The following is a 19156-nucleotide window of genomic DNA, read 5'->3' as shown; positions in this document are numbered from 1 at the left end:
TCTTTTATATTGTCAAAATCATCTATAGTTTGTGATAAGAAAAAAGATCATTGCTTAGAATTAACCTTCGCTGAAAATGTTAAATGAGTTTAATAAGCTCTAATTATTATTTGATATTATGATAAACTATTCATAAAGTAAATAAATGTCTAGTATTGATTTTTTCAAAAGAGATAAAATAATTGAAAATATATTGGGGATTTCTCCCCAACATATTGATTTTAACGAACTCTTTCATCCCATATACTATATCCAGATGTACCTGCAATATGGTGTTTCCATGTTATATTGCCATAGGCAATGGATATTATTTCGTAGGGCTGTGCGTCATTATGGGTAAGTGAATTAGGATAATGAGTGGATATGCTTTTTATCGAGGCATGCATAATATCAATTGAGTAGTATTTTTCCTGAGCACCATTACTTGATGTTCTATAAAAATCTAATCTACAATTTATGGATTCATTTTCTGATATTGCTATACCTAATAGAGGAGATGATTTGTCTATAGGTTTAGTGATTGAAATAGGTGAGTGATTAACATTTTGTTCTCTGCTAATATCATGGTCGAATGAATAAACATAAATTTCATTTTCATGACCTGTTTGATATATATTCCCTATGGAATCATAGGTAGAACAACCACTGGATATCAGCCCTTGTTTTTTACCTGTAATGGTTAAATATATCGTGTTCGCCATAGTATTTACCTTTATTATAAGTTTATAAGGATATAATGTTTTTTATCGGATTGTTGAAGGAGGAATCTTTGGCGTTGCGACAACCTATTCTAATTCCTCCCTGATTAGTAATTAATCCAAAATAATATGTGGATAGAAGCGAGATAAATCCTGGGTAATTAATTCACTGTCTTCCCGCAAACCAATGCCGCAAGGCTGATCATTCACCAGCCAACTACCAATTACCGTATAATTATCACCGAATTTTGGCAATGTATGAAATTGCTGAACGATCATGCCTTCTTTACCGTAAGGACCATCAACACTGGCAATTTCCTTACCCTTTTCAATGATGCGGATATTAGCCCCTTCCCGTGAGAACAGCGGCTTAATAACATAGCTATCCATTGCTGGGTAGTTATCATCGGCAAAATAAGCGGGTAGCAAGTTTGGATGATTTGGAAACATTTTCCACAACATGGGTAGCAATGCTTTATTGGAGATAATACTTTTCCAGGCGGGTTCTAACCAACGAACGCCAGCATCTTCCAATTTAGTAGCGAAAATCTCACGGAACATTAATTCCCAAGGGTAGAGTTTGAACAGATTGCTGATCACCTGGTCTTTTAGATCTGTAAACTGCCCTTTCTCTCCCAGACCGATATCTTCAATAAATAAAAACTCGGTTGGAACACCCGCTTCCAGAGCACAATCTTGCAAGTATTGAACGGTACCGCGATCTTCTTCCGTATCCTGACAGCAAGCCATGTGCAGTAAGCCAAAGCCATGTTCATCACGCAACTGAGCAAAGCGTTCAATTAATTGCTCTTGCATGCTGTTGAATTGATCGGCATGTGCTGGCAGCAACCCGGCATTCATCTGATCTTCTAACCAGATCCATTGGAAAAAAGCGGACTCATACAGCGAAGTTGGTGTATCAGCATTATTTTCCAACAGTTTTGCCGGGCTTTTACCGTCGTAAACCAAATCTAAACGGGAATAGAGTGATGGCTGGCTGGTAATCCAGGAACTACGGACAAAATCCCAACAATGCTTTGGAATCTGAAACTTAGTCAACAACTCTTCACTATCGACAACTTTCTCCACTACCTGCAAACACATTTGGTGTAGTTCTGCGGTGGTAGCTTCGATTTCTTCAATTTGGGCAAGAGAAAACTGGTAATAAGCCTCTTCACACCAGTAAGGTTTGTCATACATGGTGTGAAAATTAAAACCATATTCTATCGCTTTTTCGTGCCAATCCGGGCGTTCAGTAATCGCAATACGTTTCATCCGTGGTTAGCCTCCCACTGAACGGGATGTGGAACCCGAAGAGGCGCTGCGTTGCATGGCTGACTGTTTTGCAACAGAGTCACCGAAGCCGCCACGGGTAATGGTTGTCGTTGTTGCTGGTTTTGGCGCCATAGCTGTTTTAGGCACCGTCATGGAACGGCCCCCTGCGGTTGCTGCTCCATAACTCTTACCTGATGCATCAACGAATTGGCCGTTTGCCGGGCTGGTGGGGGATTTGGAGCTAAACAGAGGTTGTGATGGTGCTGAACCACCCCCCATTAGACGTCCCATCATGTAGCCCGCCATCAGCGGCATCCAGAAGCTGCCGCTTTGCTGCTGTTGTGCTTGTGCTTCGCCATTAGTGGTGGTACTAGAAGTGGCGGTACCGGGGCCAGCTTGTGCCGGGGCCTGAGTACATTGTGCTTCACCAAATTCGGCAATACAGTCTTCTTTGGTGGCATATTTAGGCGCTGTTTTTTCCGCTTCTTTCAACGCATTGTTGTAAGCAGTAGTACATTGCGCGCTTTGTGATGGATTGGCTTGAGAACATTCATCTGCATTCATGTAAAGAGAGACAGTTTCATCACTCTTTTCACAGGCAGATAACATGAAAACCGCACTGACAGCCATTGCCACAGGTGCAAGGCGATAGTTGCGCCAAGCCTTACGGAATGTGTCGTGATTAATATCTTTAGTCCGCTTTATTGTCATAGTCGTATACCCAGATTTTAGGTGTCTATAATTCTTTCATGAAATAGCTTTAAGGATAGGGGAAATATGAACAAAATTAAAGCATAAACCTTAGGATTGCCAGCCTAATTTTTTGCCTGGCTGAAAAGACGGCGGGATATTGATTGTCTGGTATTTTTGTTTAATCTGGTTTTAATGTTGTGAAATAGATATGTGAATTTAAAAAATGGGTGCTGTTATTAATATTTTATGATATTAATCCTGCTCCTGTAACTTATGGTAATTTAAGGGTAATTAAACGAGTAAGATTATTATGTAAGTGAATCTACTAATTGCATTATTCTCGGTGATAATTCCAATGGGTAATGTTAGGAATATAATCTTAAATTAATAACAAATTGTTATTATATTATTGGTGTTGTATTTTTTATTTTAATTAAGGAAATTAAGTCGTATGGAAAAGAGTCATTATTCAGAAAGATGGCAGACGCGTTTTACATTCTTTGAGCGCAATGGTGCTCCTAAAGCGCCTGAGTACAAAGCTGCTACGAAAGCAGAACCATTTATCCGTCGTATCTTGTTAAATATGAATTTTATCGCTTTCTTCTTTAGTTTTATTTACTTTTTTGTTTTAGGTTTATGGTGGAAGAACCTGACTTTATTTGGAGTCGCTGTTAGTAGTGATTATATTGGGAGTTATTGAAGATGCTCTGAGTATTGATATTTCTCCTGCTGTCGGAATGGGGATTAAATTTGCATTTTCAGCAATATGGGGTACTACTGCTAACTATGCCTACTATTTGAAAGAAAAGCTAAATAGTCAGAGTTGGAATCCATTTGAAGGATTTTTTTAATTTATATATTTTTTATTAAGAAAAATAGCGGCTTTTCTTTCGGCACCTAAATTTAGTTGGTAAGTAAGAAATAAAACAGCCCGCTTTATGGCGGGCCGTTAATTAGTGAGAGTGAAGAACTGAATCAGTTACGAGCAGATGTTGCTGGTGCTGCTGTTTCTTGAACAATGCTGTTAGCGGAAGTTGAGAGCTGTTTACCTAGCGAATTATTTAGAGCAACTAAATCCTTCTCATTTAGCGTACCCAGTGCATGCTGAATATTTAGCTGATTAATCAGATAATCATAGCGAGCATTGGATAGCTTCTGTTTGGCATCGTACAACTTGGTAGTGGCATTCAGTACATCAACAATGGTGCGTGTACCAACTTGATAACCCGCTTCCATTGCGTCGAGTGAGCTTTGCGCAGAAACAACAAGCTGTTTATAGGCGTCGATACTGCTGATGGAAGCAGATATGTTGTTAAAGGAAGAACGGACAGTCTGTACAACATTGCGGTAGGTGCTCTCTAATTGTTCGCTGGCGCTGACAAAACCATATTGTGCCTGTTCAACGCGGGAACTGGTGGCACCGCCGCTATAAATTGGCAGACTAAGTGTCAGGCCAACGCTGTTTTCACCGCTATAGTTGTTTGATCTGCCTGGTGCATGATTCTGGCTGTTTGAAACATTGGTAGAAGCGCCTAAATTGATAGTTGGCATATGCCCTGTTTGGGCCGCTTTGATTTGTTCACGAGCCAGATCCTGACCTAAACGGGCAGATAGTAGACCTAAATTACGTTTTTCTGCCTCTTTTAGCAGAATATCCACTGCTTCTGGTTTTTGTGTTTTGAAATGATCAATATTCAGCGAGGCTAGCCGAGGGTAATAAATACCGGTTACTTGACGCAGAGCTTCCAGTGCATTGTCCAGATCATTACGGCGGGCAACTTCCTGAGCTAGTACGTCATCGTAGTTAGCACGAGCGTTCTGGACATCAGTAATTGCAACCAGACCGACATTAAAACGTTGAGTCGTTTGATCCAACTGGCGGTAAATGGCCGCTTTCTGAGCTTCAATGTAGGAGAGTGTATCAATGGTACGCAGTACTTTGAAATAAGCTGTTGCACTATCCAAGATCAGTTTTTGTTCACTGCTTTGATAGGTAACATCAGCAATACCTGCCGTTTTTTCTTCTAAGTTCAATAGGCGCCATTTAGACATATCAAAAATGGTTTGAGTCAAACCAAGCTTTGCATTCAATGTATTGCTTTCTGTGTCACGTTGATCGCGGTAACCACTGTTATAGGAGTATCCAGTATTTAATTCCAACTGAGGTAATAATGGGCTACGGGATTCATTAATTTTTTCAAAAGCTTTATTACGTTCAGCCATTGATTTACGTAGTTCAGGGTTACTCTCTTTTGCTTGCTTATAAACTTGCAAAAGATCTTCAGCCTGACCCATTGAACTAAATCCCGTCAGGCTCATAGCGATAAAAATGGAGAGCAGTTTTTTCATTGTAATTCCTTGATTGCACAGCTATTTTGCTCGTTGTCTATCCCATTAGGCTATTTTATTTGCCATGTTTTGTGATAAAGAGTGAATGCTTCAGGTGCTGAGCACAGTCTGAGTTCACTGTTCATTTACAAAAACGGCCTGCACCAATTACGCTTATTGGGATAGACTCTTACGTTGCCTTGGTGAAAAACGAAATGTTACTGATTCTAGCAGAGTATGCTATCAGCGAAAGGTAGCCGTTTGTGCCATATTGCCTTAATTTAGCTTAACTTTACACCATCAAAGAGTGAATTTTTTAACTCTGCTTGATTAATATCATCTTAGTGGCTAGCAAGTCAGGAACGATTTAGGAGAATTTTATGCATAAGAAGCCGTTAATGCCAGTCATGTTGGATAAGCAGGATATAGAAATTATCGCGAAAAAAAGTTTGTACAATGGATTCTTTAAGCTGACAAATTACCGTTTCCGTCATCGTCTGTTTGCCGGTGGTTGGAGTGAAGAGGTTAGCCGTGAAGTTTTTGAGCGGGGCCATGCCGGTGCATTGTTGCCTTATGATCCACGTCGTGATGAGGTTGTATTGATAGAGCAGATACGTATTCCGGCAATAGAGACGAAAGCAACGCCGTGGTTACTGGAAATTGTTGCCGGTATGATTGAAGAGGGCGAAGATGTGGAACAGGTGGTGCGCCGAGAAACGATGGAAGAGGCAGGAATCGAAGTTAAACGTTGCAAACCAGTGTTGAGTTATCTCTCCAGTCCCGGAGGAACAACGGAACGTATCTCTGTGATGGTGGGGGAAGTGGATGCGACGACAGCTACTGGTATTCATGGATTATCTGGTGAACATGAAGATATTCGGGTGCATGTAGTCAGCCGTGAACAAGCTTATCATTGGATGGAAGAGGGAATTATTGATAATGCTGCTTCAGTTATTGCGATACAATGGCTGGCATTACACCATGAAAAGTTAAAAAAAGAATGGAATTCAGATGATTCCTAATTTTTAACCGAGAAAAGGGAAGTGTGTGCCAGTCAGCAGATCTCTTGCGTTAAAACGAGTTATGATGCTCGTTGATGACTTATAGGACAAGGAAACCATTTGGAAAGCCAGTTTGAACTGCCTGTGGTAGAGGGAACCACAGCCAAAATATTGCAAATAACAGATACGCATCTTTTTGCCAGCAAAGAAGATACTTTATTGGGTATCAATACTTATCGCAGTTACCAAGCGGTGCTGGATGCCATCCTTAAACAAAATGCTGATATTGGTTTAATCGTAGCGACAGGTGATTTGGTGCAGGATCAGTCGTTGGAAGCTTATCGACATTTTGCTGATGGTATTGCCCGTTTACCGGCACCTTGTGTCTGGTTGCCCGGCAATCATGATTACCAGCCTGCGATGGTGGATGCTTTGGCGGCGGCTGGCGTTTCTCCGTCGAAACAGATTTTAGTCGGTAAGCACTGGCAACTTTTGATGCTTGATAGTCAGGTGCAGGGCGTTCCCCACGGGGAGTTGTCGGAATATCAGCTTGAATGGATGAAAAAGTGCCTGGATAGGTACCCTGAACGTTACGCGGTGATCTTGCTTCATCATCATCCATTACCATCAGGTTGTACCTGGCTGGATCAGCATAGTTTGCGCAATTCACATATTCTGGCCCAGTATCTGCAAGGTTACTCACGGGTTAAGGCGATGCTTTGTGGGCATATACATCAGGAGATGGATCTGGATTGGAATGGCATTCGTATGATGGCGACACCATCAACATGTTTGCAATTCAAACCACATTGTACCAATTTTATGCTTGATACTGTTGCTCCGGGATGGCGTTATCTCGAATTGTCTGTTGCCGATAATGGCGAATTTGGTCTGACAACCCAGGTCTATAGACTGGCAAGTAATGAATTCTGCCCTGATTTAGATTCGGATGGATATTAGGTTGTGTTTGTCTCCTTGTGTTGCTGTGTTACTCTCTGCTTATTGGATTTGCCAAGCCTCACTATCTGTGGCATGTCGCACAGGAGCATAGTGGCCGGTGGTATTTATGCACAATTGAGGGGCACGGTCTGATGTCAACGTTACTCTATTTGCACGGTTTTAATAGTTCCCCGCAGTCTGCAAAAGCCAATGCCTTAAAAGCGTGGCTGTATCAGCATCATCTTGAAATTGACATGCTGGTGCCTCAGTTACCCCCTTATCCTGAAGAAGCGGCTGAGCTGCTAGAAAATCTGGTGATGGAGCATGCCGGGGATGATTTGGGTATCGTTGGTTCTTCTCTCGGTGGTTATTTGGCGATATGGCTTTCACAATGTTTCAGCTTGCCCGCTGTGGTCGTCAATCCAGCCGTGCGTCCGTTTGAATTACTGCGGGATTATCTTGGGGAAAATATTAACCCCTATACTAACCAACGATATACGTTGGAATCGCGCCATATTCATGATCTCAAAAGTATGCGGATTGAACCATTGGAGTCACCGGATCTTATCTGGTTATTGCAACAAACCGGAGATGAGGTGCTGGATTACCGCCAAGCGGTTGCTTATCTGGTATTATGTAAGCAAACTATTGAATCTGGTGGTAATCATTCTTTTATCGGATTTGAACACTATTTCCCACAAATCATCAACTTTCTTGGGCTTTCTAGTGATGGCGAGAAAAAACTTGCCAAAAATGTTTGAACGACTGGTATTATCAACAGTATACAAAACTGATTAGCCCTTTAATCAAGAAGCAACCAACAGAATTACAACATGACTCAATCTAGTTACAACGCAGATGCCATTGAAGTTCTCAGTGGTCTGGAACCGGTTCGCCGTCGTCCGGGAATGTACACTGATACAACGCGTCCGAACCATTTGGCACAGGAAGTGATCGATAACAGCGTGGATGAAGCTTTGGCAGGTCACGCTAAACATATTGAAGTGATCCTTCATAGCGATCAGTCACTGGAGGTCATTGATGATGGCCGCGGCATGCCGGTTGATATTCATCCAGAAGAAAGAGTTTCAGCGGTTGAGTTGATCCTGAGCCGCTTACATGCCGGTGGTAAATTTTCGAATAAAAACTATCAGTTTTCTGGCGGTCTCCACGGTGTGGGGATCTCGGTGGTTAACGCTTTGTCCAAGCGGATTGAAGTCACCGTTCGCCGTGACAGTCAGATTTATCAGATTGCTTTTGAGAATGGCGATAAAGTGCAGGAATTGGCAGTGATAGGTAGTTGCGGTAAACGCAATACCGGTACCAGTGTTCACTTCTGGCCTGATGAAAGTTTCTTTGATAGCCCACGTTTCTCGGTTTCTCGCTTGACCCATTTGCTGAAAGCGAAAGCAGTTTTATGTCCGGGAGTGAAAATTGTTTTTAAAGACAAGATCAACGATACCGAACAGCAATGGTGTTATGCTGATGGTCTGACCGACTATTTAATGGCTGCGGTTAATGGCTTGACAACATTGCCGGCAGCGCCTTTTGTCGGTACTTTCAGTGGTGCAACCGAAGCGGTTGATTGGGCGTTACTCTGGTTGCCGGAAGGGGGAGAGCTACTGGCTGAAAGTTATGTCAACCTCATCCCGACGATGCAGGGGGGAACACATGTAAACGGGCTGCGTCAGGGATTACTGGATGCGATGCGTGAATTTTGCGAATTCCGCAATATTTTGCCACGAGGTGTGAAGCTTGCTGCCGATGATATTTGGGATCGCTGTGCTTATGTTCTGTCGGTAAAAATGCAGGATCCGCAATTTGCGGGTCAGACGAAAGAACGCCTCTCTTCGCGCCAATCCGCCGCTTTTGTTTCTGGTGTTGTCAAAGATGCTTTCAGCTTATGGTTAAACCAGAACGTTCAGGAAGCAGAGCAGTTGGCCGAACTGGCGATCGCTAGTGCACAACGTAGAATGCGTGCAGCGAAAAAGGTTGTGCGTAAAAAACTGACCAGTGGCCCGGCATTACCGGGGAAACTAGCTGACTGCACATCACAGGATCTCAATTTTACCGAACTGTTTCTGGTAGAAGGGGATTCTGCGGGGGGATCGGCAAAACAGGCGCGTGACCGTGAATATCAAGCCATTATGCCGCTGAAAGGGAAGATTCTGAACACTTGGGAAGTTTCTTCAGATGAAGTGTTGGCATCACAGGAAGTCCATGATATCTCTGTTGCAATTGGTATCGACCCGGATAGCCACGATCTCAGTCAGTTACGTTATGGCAAAATCTGTATTCTGGCAGACGCAGACTCAGATGGTTTGCATATTGCGACGCTATTGTGTGCCCTGTTTGTCCGCCATTTCCCAACATTGGTTAAGAACGGCCATGTTTATATGGCAATGCCGCCTTTATATCGTATTGATCTAGGTAAAGAAGTGTATTACGCACTGGATGAAGAGGAAAAAAGTGCGGTGTTGGATCGTCTAAGCCGCAAACGGGGTAAGCCTAACGTACAGCGCTTTAAAGGATTGGGTGAGATGAACCCCATGCAACTGCGTGAAACAACGTTAGACCCGAATACCCGTCGTCTGGTGCAGTTGACTATCGATGATGAAAACTACCAGGAAACCTTCTCTATGATGGATATGCTTCTAGCGAAGAAGCGTTCAGAAGATCGCCGTAACTGGCTGCAAGAGAAGGGCGATACGGTAGAAATTGAAGTGTAACACCCACAGGGATAGTCAAAAAAGATTCTGAGGAAATTAGCGAATGAGTGAGATAACTCATGATGGCGTGGAGCGTCTGCCGCTCCACTCATTTACTGAAAACGCCTACCTGAACTACTCCATGTACGTCATCATGGATAGGGCGTTGCCTTTTATCGGTGACGGTTTGAAACCGGTTCAGCGCCGTATTGTTTATGCCATGTCAGAACTGGGGTTGAACAATACCGCCAAATTTAAGAAATCCGCCCGTACCGTGGGTGATGTACTGGGTAAATACCATCCGCATGGTGATGGCGCCTGTTATGAAGCTATGGTGTTAATGGCGCAGCCGTTTTCTTACCGCTATCCTTTAGTGGATGGGCAAGGGAACTGGGGGGCGCCGGATGATCCCAAATCTTTCGCCGCAATGCGTTATACCGAGTCTCGCCTGTCCAAATATGCCGAGTTACTGTTGACTGAGTTAGGGCACGGTACAGTTGATTGGGTGCCAAACTTTGACGGTACGTTGCAGGAACCGAAAATGCTGCCGGCGCGTTTGCCAAATATTTTGCTGAATGGCACCACCGGTATTGCGGTGGGGATGGCGACAGATATTCCGCCCCATAATGCGCGTGAAGTGGCGAATGCACTAGTCACGCTGCTGGATAAGCCGCAGAGTTCCCTTGATGATCTGATGGAGCACGTTAAAGGTCCTGATTATCCGACTGAAGCGGAGATCATCACTTCTCACGAAGATATCCGTAAGATTTATAAAAATGGCCGTGGTTCGGTACGGATGCGAGCTGTTTGGTCAAAAGAAGATGGCAATGTCGTGATCACTGCGCTGCCGCATCAGGTTTCTGGTGCCAAAGTGTTGGAACAGATCGCTAACCAAATGCGGGCTAAAAAGCTGCCTATGGTTGACGACTTACGAGATGAATCTGATCATGAAAATCCAACTCGTCTGGTTATTGTCCCTCGTACAAACCGGGTTGATTTGGAGCAGGTGATGAATCATCTGTTTGCCACTACAGATTTGGAAAAGAGTTATCGTGTCAACCTGAATATGATCGGATTGGATAATCGTCCGACCGTGAAAGGGCTGGTTGAGATCCTCTCCGAATGGTTGGTATTCCGCCGGGAAACAGTTCGTAAACGTCTGAACCATCGTTTGGAAAAAGTCCTTAAGCGCCTGCATGTGTTGGAAGGCTTACTGATCGCATTTCTCAATATTGATGAAGTCATTCACATTATCCGTAGTGAAGATGAGCCAAAACCGGTATTAATGTCACGTTTTGGTTTAAGTGAGACGCAAACGGAAGCCATTCTTGAGCTGAAATTACGTCACTTAGCTAAACTGGAAGAGGTAAAAATCCGTGGCGAACAGAATGAGCTGGCAAAAGAGCGCGATAAGTTACAGGCGATTTTGGGTTCTGAGCGCAAACTGAATACGCTGTTGAAGAAAGAGATCATAGCTGATGCGGCCACTTATGGTGATGAGCGTCGTTCTCCAATGAGAGAACGTGATGAAGCCAAAGCGATGAGTGAGCATGACATCACACCTTCTGAGCCGGTGACAATCGTATTGTCCGAGATGGGTTGGGTTCGTAGTGCGAAAGGCCATGATATCGATCCGGCTGGGCTGAATTACAAAGCAGGTGATAGCTTCCGTGGTGCGGCTCGTGGTAAGAGCAATCAGCCGGTTGTTTTTATTGATACAACAGGTCGCAGTTACTCGCTTGATCCGCGGGATTTACCTTCTGCCAGAGGGCAGGGGGAACCACTAACGGGTAAATTGACTTTACCCGCGGGGGCAACGGTAGAGCATGTACTGATGGCGTCGGATGAGCAGAAGTTTCTGATGGTCTCTGATGCTGGTTATGGCTTTATCTGTACTTTTAGTGATTTGGTTGCTAAAAATCGAGCAGGTAAAGCACTGATTACATTGCCGGAAAATGCTCGCGTCATGACGCCGCTGGAAATAAATAACCCGCAGGATGATATGTTATTGGCAATTACCAGCGCAGGCCGGATGTTAATGTTCCCGGTTGCAGATTTGCCGCAACTTTCTAAAGGGAAAGGGAATAAGATAATTTCTGTTCAGTCAGCCGCAGAAAATGACCTGTTGAGTTGGTTATTGATACTACCGCCACAATCGTCTATTACACTTTACTTTGGAAAGCGTAAATTGACGTTGCGTCCTGAAGATCTTCAGAAATTCCGTGCAGAACGTGGTCGTAAGGGAACACCTCTGCCTCGTGGATTGCAGCGTATTGAACGGGTTCAGGTTGAGACCCCACCTTCTGCTACTAACGTAATTAAATAGTGGGATTATAAGAGGCGGCTATGTTAGCAATTATTCGCGGCATTATTGTTATTCTGTTTTCGATTGTAGTGTGTGTCTCTGGTGCTATTTACTGTTTATTCAGACCACGTCACCCTGACCATGTTATGGTGTTTGGTAATATGTTTGGTCGGTTGTCAAAAATATTTGGCGTCAAAATTATTGAACGTATTCCTGCTGAAGCCAGGCATTATGGTCCGAGTATCTACATTGGCAACCACCAAAACAACTATGACATGATAACTATGTCCAATGCGGTTCAGCCGGGCACAGTGACAGTCGGTAAAAAAACTTTGGTGCTGATCCCATTTTTTGGTCAGCTTTATTGGTTGGCTGGCAATATTCTGATTGATCGTGCTAACCGCGCCAAAGCACATGGCACGATTACCCAGGTTGTGGAGCAGATTAAAAATCGTCGTCTTTCTGTTTGGATGTTTCCGGAAGGGACACGTAGTCGTGGTCGTGGTTTATTGCCGTTTAAAACTGGCGCTTTCCATGCTGCGATCTCTGCGGGAGTGCCGATTGTCCCGGTCTGCGTTTCTTCCATCACTAATGGACGTATTAAGCTGAATCGCTGGAATAATGGTTCCGTCATTGTTGAAATGTTGCCTCCCATTGATACTTCTGGCTATACCAAAGAGCAGGTGCGCGAGTTGGCAGAATATTGTCATCAAGTGATGAAAGCTAAAATAGATGCATTGGATGAAGAATTGGTTGTAATGGAGAAATAGGGTAAGTACTCATAATATACTCATAATAGGTTATATAGGGCCACTCTTTTATAATAAAGTGCGGGTCTGACAAAGGCGATAGCTTTTAAGCGTACTTTAATCCTCACATATTTAGTATATGTGAGGATTTTTGTTCGTTGTCTATGACCACAATTTATTCTTAGTCGGAAATGACATGTACTGATCGCTGACCGAGAGAGATTCGTGTAATGCATTCAGATAGTTTAATTCCCTCCATATTCGCGTTATGATGAGAGCTTGATAAATAATGTTTTTGTTAAGCGCAATCAAAAGGATAATAAGCTTTAATAACTTCAATAATGAGTTATTCGCTTCCGGGGTGAATGATTGCAGTGTCTCAACTATTTTTGAGGCATATAAACCCGGAATTTAATTAGGTTTGTCGCGGAGAAAATATGTCATTTAGTCGGCGCCAATTTATTCAGGTATCAGGCTTGGCGATGTGTATCGGAGCCGCTCCTCTATTGGTTCGAGCCAGCAAAAATCAGCAGACTGCTTTGCCGGTTCCCCCTTTATTGGAATCCCGTGGTGGGCAGCCGTTATTTCTGACTTTACAAAAAGCGCATTGGACTTTTGATGGACAATATAAAACCAGTGTATGGGGAATTAATGGCCAATATCTTGGTCCGACTGTACGGGTTCATAAAAACGATGATGTCAAACTGATATACAGTAATCGGTTAGCGGAGCCGGTTTCGATGACTGTCAGCGGATTGCAATTACCGGGTACGTTGACCGGTGGGGTTGCCCGTCAGATTTCTCCGGGGTCTGGCTGGTCGCCAGTGTTGCCTATTCGTCAGCAGGCGGCAACTTGCTGGTATCATGCCAATACACCTAATCGGATGGCACCACATGTTTATAAAGGTTTGGCTGGTATGTGGTTGGTAGAAGATGAAACCAGCCGCCATTTGCCGTTGCCGAAACACTATGGTGTTAATGATTTCCCGGTTATTCTTCAAGATAAACGGTTGGATAACTTTGGGGTTCCTGAGTATCAGCCGGCCTCTGATAGTGGATTTATCGGTAATACTCTGTTAGTTAATGGCGTACAGAATCCTTTTATTGAGGTATCTCGTGGCTGGATCCGTTTACGTTTACTCAATGCATCCAATGCCCGCCGATATCAGTTACAGATTGGTGATGGCCGTCCTTTCTATATGATAGGCACTGATTTGGGGTTATTACCTGCTCCTATAGCCATTCAGCAACTCTCCCTTGCGCCAGGAGAACGGCGTGAGGTATTAATTGATATGTCCAAAGAGGACGAAGTTGTTGTTACCGCAGGTGAATCAGCCGGGGTACTTGATAAGTTACGTGGGTTGTTTGAACCCTCTACCGTGTTGATTTCCAGCACTGTTCTGACCATTAAAGCAACCGGTTTATTATCTCTGGTGACAGATAATCTCCCATCTCGTCTGGTTGATGATGTTACGCCAGTTTCCAATGCAATCCGTAACCGGGAAATTTATCTTGATGATAATACGCCTGGAATAAACGGTGCGTTATGGAATATGAATCGGGTGGATATTACTAGCCAGCAAGGAACGTGGGAGCGTTGGATCGTAAATGCCTCTGCCCCACAACCATTCCATATTGAAGGTGTGCAGTTTAAGGTGATTAATCACAACGGTGAGGCCCCTCAACCGCAAGATTATGGTTGGAAGGATACAGTTTGGGTTGATGGGCGGGTGGAGTTGCTGGTTTATATGAACCAGCCCTCTTATGAACACTTCCCATTCCTATATTACAGTCAGATTCTGGAAATGGCCGATCGTGGCTCTGTTGGGCAGTTAGTGACTATACCGGTAAATCAATAATGGAAAAAACCAGATGAGTGATAATCGGTAGAACTATAAAAATAGCTCAGCAAAATCGGGGCGCGGCGTTGATGCCGCGCACGTTTTAATTCTGTTTTGCCCACTATCACCTTATCAATTTTATCAGCCGTTTTTCAGCACTGATTATTAGCGTTATTTTGCTCAAGAAGCTGAATGAATTCACTGAAATCAACGAATATTTCAGGGGTTGGTCCCAGACGTTTACCGATATCTAGCGTAGTCATCGCGGTCAAATCTTCTTTTTCTAGTTTGAAGTTGAACACATCAAAGTTCTCTTTAATTCTCGATAACGTGGTTGATTTTGGGATCACAATCATGCCGTTATCAATGTGCCAGCGGATAACAACCTGCGCGGGTGTTTTGCCATACTTTTGTGACAGATGTTGAACCAGTTGATTATCAAATACGTTTTCACCACCTTGTGCCAGTGGGCTCCAGGATTCGGTAACGATATTATGTGTGGCATTCCAGGCATGAAGCTGACGTTGTTGTAGCAGAGGGTGCAACTCAATCTGATTAATGACGGGATGAACGCCGGTTTCATTGATCAGTCGCTGGATATGTTCAGGTTGGAAGTTAGAAACACCGATACTGCGAATAAACCCCTCTTTCTGTAATTCAATCAATTGTTGCCAGGCACCGACATATTGATCTTGCGGTGGTGCAGGCCAGTGAATGAGGTAAAGGTCAACATAATCCAGTTGCAACTTTTCCAGACTTTCTGCCAAGGCAGCACGGGCATCAAGGTGTCTGTCATTCCACAATTTAGTTGTAACAAAGATATCTTCACGGGGGATATCTGTTTCTTGTAACGCGTTGCCTACGCCTTTCTCATTGTTGTAGATAGCGGCGGTATCAATTGCCCGATAACCGATATCCAGTGCAGCATGGATTGTTTCTGCTATCTGCTGGTCGTCTGCGGCCCATGATCCAAGCCCCAATTGTGGCATGTGATTCCCATCAGCAAGTCTGATAATAGGTTGATTATCCATTACTAACTCCTATAAAAAGATAGACTTAAAATATCAGTTAAAATTATGGCGATTGATATTAAGTTGATATTAAGCGTAATTGAAGGAAGTAATACAATTGGCGTGATCTAAGCCATGTATTGTGATCAATACATGGCCAAACACATGAATTAACCGGTTTGGTGGCGCATCGATACCAACAATATCACTTAGTGCTGAGCCTTAGCCTATATAATATTGGTACATTAAGTTAAGGATAAAAACCCTGCTGCTGCTTGTAAACCATAATGACTTTTATTTACGTTTTATCGCCGAGATTTTCTTGTGGCGCCAGTACATCAACAGAGAGGCGCTTAAACCACTTAACAACAGCACTATGGGTAAAATTATCAAAATATTCATCACCAAATCTTGGTGATTTTTAATAAACGGGATCTGATTGAGGAGATAACCAAAACCGACCACGATGACAACCCATAGCAAGCCACTCAACCAGTTAAAAACTTGAAAGCGTTTACTGTTAAGACCGGATATACCAGCCAATGTTGGTAACAGAGTGCGGACAAAAGCCAAAAAACGGCCAATCAGTAACGCGGCCAGACCATGTTTGAAAAACAACTCGTTAGCTCGCTGACGATACTGAATAGGAAGTTGTGCCAGCCAATCTTTAACCCGTTTGGTATCACCAAGCCATAACCCTTGAAGATAGCCGAGCCAGCAACCGATACTTGCCGCCGCTGTTAATATAAAAACGGTTGGGATAAAACTCATGACTCCCTTGGCAACTAATGCACCGGCAAGGATTAACAGAGTATCACCGGGCAGAAAAGCGGCAGGTAATAAGCCATTTTCCAGAACCAGCGTCACGAATAGAATGCCATAGATAATCCAGAGAACATCGGGGTTGGCAAGTTTAGAAAAATCATGCTGCCATAATGCCTGCATGATCCCGTTTAGTACTTCCATTGCTTATCCTGTGACTGTTATATATCCGTCATCTTTCAAGTTGCCTCTTTGTTGGCTGCACTCACTCACCCCGGTCACATCGTTATCTATGCTCCCGGGGACTCGCTCCCTTGCCGTCGCGATGCATCTTGAAATCTATAGGGTATAAAATAAATTTATTTCATCTGTATATATAAAGTCAGTTTACAGTAAAAGCTTTGGCATGGCTTGACTTTATCCCTTATAAGAGAAAATTAATGGCTGATACTAATGAATCAATTGGGGCACATAACCATCAAATAAAAGTTAAAAAAATAGAAAAGGAGCGATTCATCGCAACCTTTTCAAAGTACATTTTAAGGCTCGCTCATCAAAATCGATGTTAAATTTCATCTAGATTAATTCTGATCCGCTTTGCTGGATTTTTGGTACGCTCACGAACCACATCCAGAATATCCTCATCATTAATAAATTCAGTTAAATGTGGTGAATCAATAGACTCTTTTAAAAGAGAATTCCAATTGTCCGGTGGATGTCCAACGTTAAGCATTTCACCAAATACTTTGTAAGCGTCATGCTTATCACCATATGCTCTTTTTGTTCTCTCGTCATTTACCCAGCCAAAGATAATAATTTTACTTTCGGCGTGGAAACGGAAAAAAAGGCGATATTGTTGGAAAAATTTTGCTCTGAACCAGTGTTTTCTTTTTCCACCCAATGTGTCACCTAAACGAAAGGCTATATTAGCTGGGTCATTGGGAATAATTTCAGTAACGAGTTTTATGATTGCAGCCAGGCGTTTTGTATCATTTTTTTTCAAGTAGTCATTTGGGTATTTTTGCTGAAGTTGTACTACCTTATCTATTGCTTGTTTTAATTGTTCTATAAAGCATGGATGAGCAAAAAGAACCCATCCGTTTATTACACGCACTCGATCATACATAGTTCTTTACTCATCGTCAGCAGATAATGGGTTGTTCAGATCTATGTCTATTCCAGCGATAAGTGACTTCGCCCGGTTAATGAGTTGTTCATCTAATTGTTGTACTTGTTCAGGATATTTCTGAATGTCTTTTGCCAGAAAGTTCAGAAATGATTCCATGACAAGATCTTTTTCTTCTTCACTATTTTTACGACTGATAAGTACATCACCGGAAGATAAAATCTTATATGCGATACTGTCATGACCTGGTTTTAGCTTAAGCGCTTTACGGACAGATGTTGGGATGGTTGTCTGACTGCGACGGGTAAGTTTGGATTCTGCACCAACCTCGAACTCAACACTTGGTAATGCGTGCATATTTCTACCTCGTTATGCTGATTTGAGAATCTGTTCAACGAAGTGTAATGCAAATGCATTGTACTGGCAATATCTATATTATTGTTTCATGCTGACTTCCAAGTGTTAAGTTTTTCAGTTTATTACATTGAATAACAATAAAATTAATCAACCGAAATTCGACTAAATCCCTCTGTGAGATCATCAATCAAATCTTGAACATTTTCCAGCCCGACATGCAGGCGGAACAGGGTGCCCGTTCTTTGTGGCGCACCGTACTGGCGCATCATTTTTATTTCTTCTGGTTGATAACCCAGGATCAGGGATTCAAAACCGCCCCATGAGAATGCCATTTTAAAATGGTGAAAATTATCCAGATAATCCGTAAATTGCTGTGGGGTTAATTTCTCTTTCAATTGAAAAGAGAACAGGCCACTACTGCCACTGAAATCACGGATAAAATTATTGTGACCGGGGCAGGAAGGCAGAGCGGGGTGATAGACTGCGGCGACTTCGGTTCGTTGTTGCAGCCAGCGTGCGATTTCAATACTGCTTTTTTCATGCTGTTTCAGACGAATAGCTAAAGTCCGTAATCCACGGCTGGCCATATAAACTGTATCGGCATCTGCCATTTGTCCCATCAAATAGGAACTCTCTCGCAGTTGTACACAACAGCGTTCATTAGCCACAGCAATACCTAACATTGCGTCTGAGTGACCAATAATATATTTGGTGCCTGATTGAATCGAAATATCGATGCCGAATTCTAGCGCTTTAAACAGCACGCCTGCTGCCCAAGTATTATCGATCATGATGACAATATCCGGATTGACTTGGCGCACTGCGCGGACAATCGCGGGGATATCTTGTACTTCCATTGTGATGGAGCCAGGGGATTCAAGAAACACCACTTTGGTATTGGGCTTAATCAGATCAGCAATTTCTTCGCCAATCATGGGATCGAAATAATCGGTGGTAATATTCATCCGTGACAATATCTTGTCACAGAAACTTTGCGTCGGGTCATAAGCCGAACCGGTTAATAGAATATGATCACCGGCGGCGGCAAAAGCGAGAATGGCATTACTAACCGCGGCAGCACCAGAAGGGTAAAGCATACAGCCGGCGCCACCTTCTAGTTCAGCCATTGCTGCTTGAAAAGAGAAATGAGTCTGTGTCCCACGGCGGCCATAAAACAGTTCGCTCTTGTCCCGGTTTTGCGTCGCATGTCTTTTGGCGGCGACAGAATCGAAGATCACCGATGATGTTCGCTGAATGATGGGATTGACCGCGCCTTGAGTAAATTTTTGGCTTCTACCAGCATTGACCAGTGAAGTTTCCAGTTTTTTTTCTGCCATGATCCATTGCTACCTTAGAACACTTCA

Annotated in this window: 18 protein-coding genes; 9 read left to right on the top strand and 9 right to left on the bottom strand. The window is 43.2% G+C overall.

What is annotated here, in order from left to right; genetic code table 11:
• Positions 1–221 precede the first annotated feature (221 nt).
• From LG003_RS06020 to LG003_RS06010, 3 genes are all read right to left on the bottom strand, one after another.
• The gene (locus LG003_RS06020; protein ID WP_088373685.1) at positions 222–701 is read right to left on the bottom strand and encodes an Hcp family type VI secretion system effector; all 480 of its coding nucleotides are present in this window, start codon (positions 699–701) and stop codon (positions 222–224) included.
• Positions 702–812: 111 nt separating this feature from the next.
• A complete protein-coding gene (locus LG003_RS06015; protein WP_112878308.1) occupies positions 813–1973 on the bottom strand; it encodes a glutathionylspermidine synthase family protein in 1161 nt (386 codons plus the stop codon).
• Between the two features lie 6 nt (positions 1974–1979).
• Positions 1980–2684 carry a DUF1190 family protein gene (locus tag LG003_RS06010; RefSeq protein WP_112878307.1) on the bottom strand — a complete coding sequence of 235 codons (705 nt, stop codon included), beginning with the start codon at positions 2682–2684 and terminating at the stop codon, positions 1980–1982.
• A 433-nt stretch (positions 2685–3117) separates the two neighbouring features.
• Here LG003_RS06010 and LG003_RS06005 point away from each other — a divergent pair, with 433 nt between their 5' ends.
• Positions 3118–3366: a DUF2628 domain-containing protein gene (locus LG003_RS06005; protein WP_262980375.1), complete on the top strand. Its 249-nt coding sequence runs from the start codon at positions 3118–3120 to the stop codon at positions 3364–3366.
• A gap of 37 nt (positions 3367–3403) precedes the next feature.
• Positions 3404–3517, top strand: a complete 114-nt coding sequence (locus tag LG003_RS06000; RefSeq protein WP_370446063.1) for a hypothetical protein — start codon at positions 3404–3406, stop codon at positions 3515–3517.
• A 124-nt stretch (positions 3518–3641) separates the two neighbouring features.
• On the opposite strand, the gene tolC is transcribed toward LG003_RS06000, so the two are convergent.
• On the bottom strand, positions 3642–5015 hold the full coding sequence (gene tolC, locus LG003_RS05995) for an outer membrane channel protein TolC (protein WP_112878306.1): 1374 nt from the start codon (positions 5013–5015) through the stop codon (positions 3642–3644).
• Between the two features lie 359 nt (positions 5016–5374).
• Here tolC and nudF point away from each other — a divergent pair, with 359 nt between their 5' ends.
• The 7 genes from nudF to ftsP all read left to right on the top strand — a co-directional run bounded on the left by nudF (position 5375) and on the right by ftsP (position 14555).
• Positions 5375–6016 carry an ADP-ribose diphosphatase gene (nudF, locus tag LG003_RS05990; RefSeq protein ID WP_112878305.1) on the top strand — a complete coding sequence of 214 codons (642 nt, stop codon included), beginning with the start codon at positions 5375–5377 and terminating at the stop codon, positions 6014–6016.
• Positions 6017–6115: 99 nt separating this feature from the next.
• Entirely contained in the window at positions 6116–6955 is an 840-nt protein-coding gene (gene cpdA / locus LG003_RS05985; RefSeq protein WP_112878304.1) for a 3',5'-cyclic-AMP phosphodiesterase, read from the top strand.
• 131 nt (positions 6956–7086) lie between these two features.
• Complete coding sequence (gene yqiA, locus LG003_RS05980) at positions 7087–7695, top strand: esterase YqiA (RefSeq protein ID WP_112878303.1); 609 nt, start codon at positions 7087–7089, stop codon at positions 7693–7695.
• A 72-nt stretch (positions 7696–7767) separates the two neighbouring features.
• On the top strand, positions 7768–9663 hold the full coding sequence (gene parE / locus LG003_RS05975; protein ID WP_262980374.1) for a DNA topoisomerase IV subunit B: 1896 nt from the start codon (positions 7768–7770) through the stop codon (positions 9661–9663).
• Positions 9664–9706: 43 nt separating this feature from the next.
• Positions 9707–11968 carry a DNA topoisomerase IV subunit A gene (parC, locus tag LG003_RS05970; protein WP_112878301.1) on the top strand — a complete coding sequence of 754 codons (2262 nt, stop codon included), beginning with the start codon at positions 9707–9709 and terminating at the stop codon, positions 11966–11968.
• Positions 11969–11988: 20 nt separating this feature from the next.
• Positions 11989–12717, top strand: coding sequence for a 1-acylglycerol-3-phosphate O-acyltransferase (locus LG003_RS05965; protein ID WP_112878300.1), 729 nt, complete (start codon positions 11989–11991; stop codon positions 12715–12717).
• Between the two features lie 416 nt (positions 12718–13133).
• Entirely contained in the window at positions 13134–14555 is a 1422-nt protein-coding gene (gene ftsP, locus LG003_RS05960; RefSeq protein WP_112878299.1) for a cell division protein FtsP, read from the top strand.
• Between the two features lie 134 nt (positions 14556–14689).
• Here the strand turns inward: ftsP and dkgA are convergent, their stop codons facing one another.
• The 5 genes from dkgA to metC form a co-directional block, all read right to left on the bottom strand.
• The gene (gene dkgA, locus LG003_RS05955; RefSeq protein WP_262980373.1) at positions 14690–15568 is read right to left on the bottom strand and encodes a 2,5-didehydrogluconate reductase DkgA; all 879 of its coding nucleotides are present in this window, start codon (positions 15566–15568) and stop codon (positions 14690–14692) included.
• A 273-nt stretch (positions 15569–15841) separates the two neighbouring features.
• Positions 15842–16513, bottom strand: coding sequence for a DedA family protein (locus tag LG003_RS05950; protein ID WP_112878297.1), 672 nt, complete (start codon positions 16511–16513; stop codon positions 15842–15844).
• Positions 16514–16874: 361 nt separating this feature from the next.
• Positions 16875–17435, bottom strand: a complete 561-nt coding sequence (locus LG003_RS05945) for a type II toxin-antitoxin system YhaV family toxin (RefSeq protein ID WP_262980372.1) — start codon at positions 17433–17435, stop codon at positions 16875–16877.
• 6 nt (positions 17436–17441) lie between these two features.
• The gene (locus LG003_RS05940) at positions 17442–17792 is read right to left on the bottom strand and encodes a type II toxin-antitoxin system PrlF family antitoxin (protein ID WP_112878296.1); all 351 of its coding nucleotides are present in this window, start codon (positions 17790–17792) and stop codon (positions 17442–17444) included.
• Positions 17793–17935: 143 nt separating this feature from the next.
• On the bottom strand, positions 17936–19129 hold the full coding sequence (gene metC / locus LG003_RS05935; protein ID WP_112878295.1) for a cystathionine beta-lyase: 1194 nt from the start codon (positions 19127–19129) through the stop codon (positions 17936–17938).
• Between the last annotated feature and the right edge of the window lie 27 nt (positions 19130–19156).

The sequence above is a fragment of the Photorhabdus kleinii genome, assembly GCF_025384885.1.
In the GTDB taxonomy this organism is placed as follows: domain Bacteria; phylum Pseudomonadota; class Gammaproteobacteria; order Enterobacterales; family Enterobacteriaceae; genus Photorhabdus; species Photorhabdus kayaii.
The sequence above is the reverse complement of the archived record's forward strand: the minus strand, read 5'-3'. Positions and strand labels throughout refer to the sequence as shown.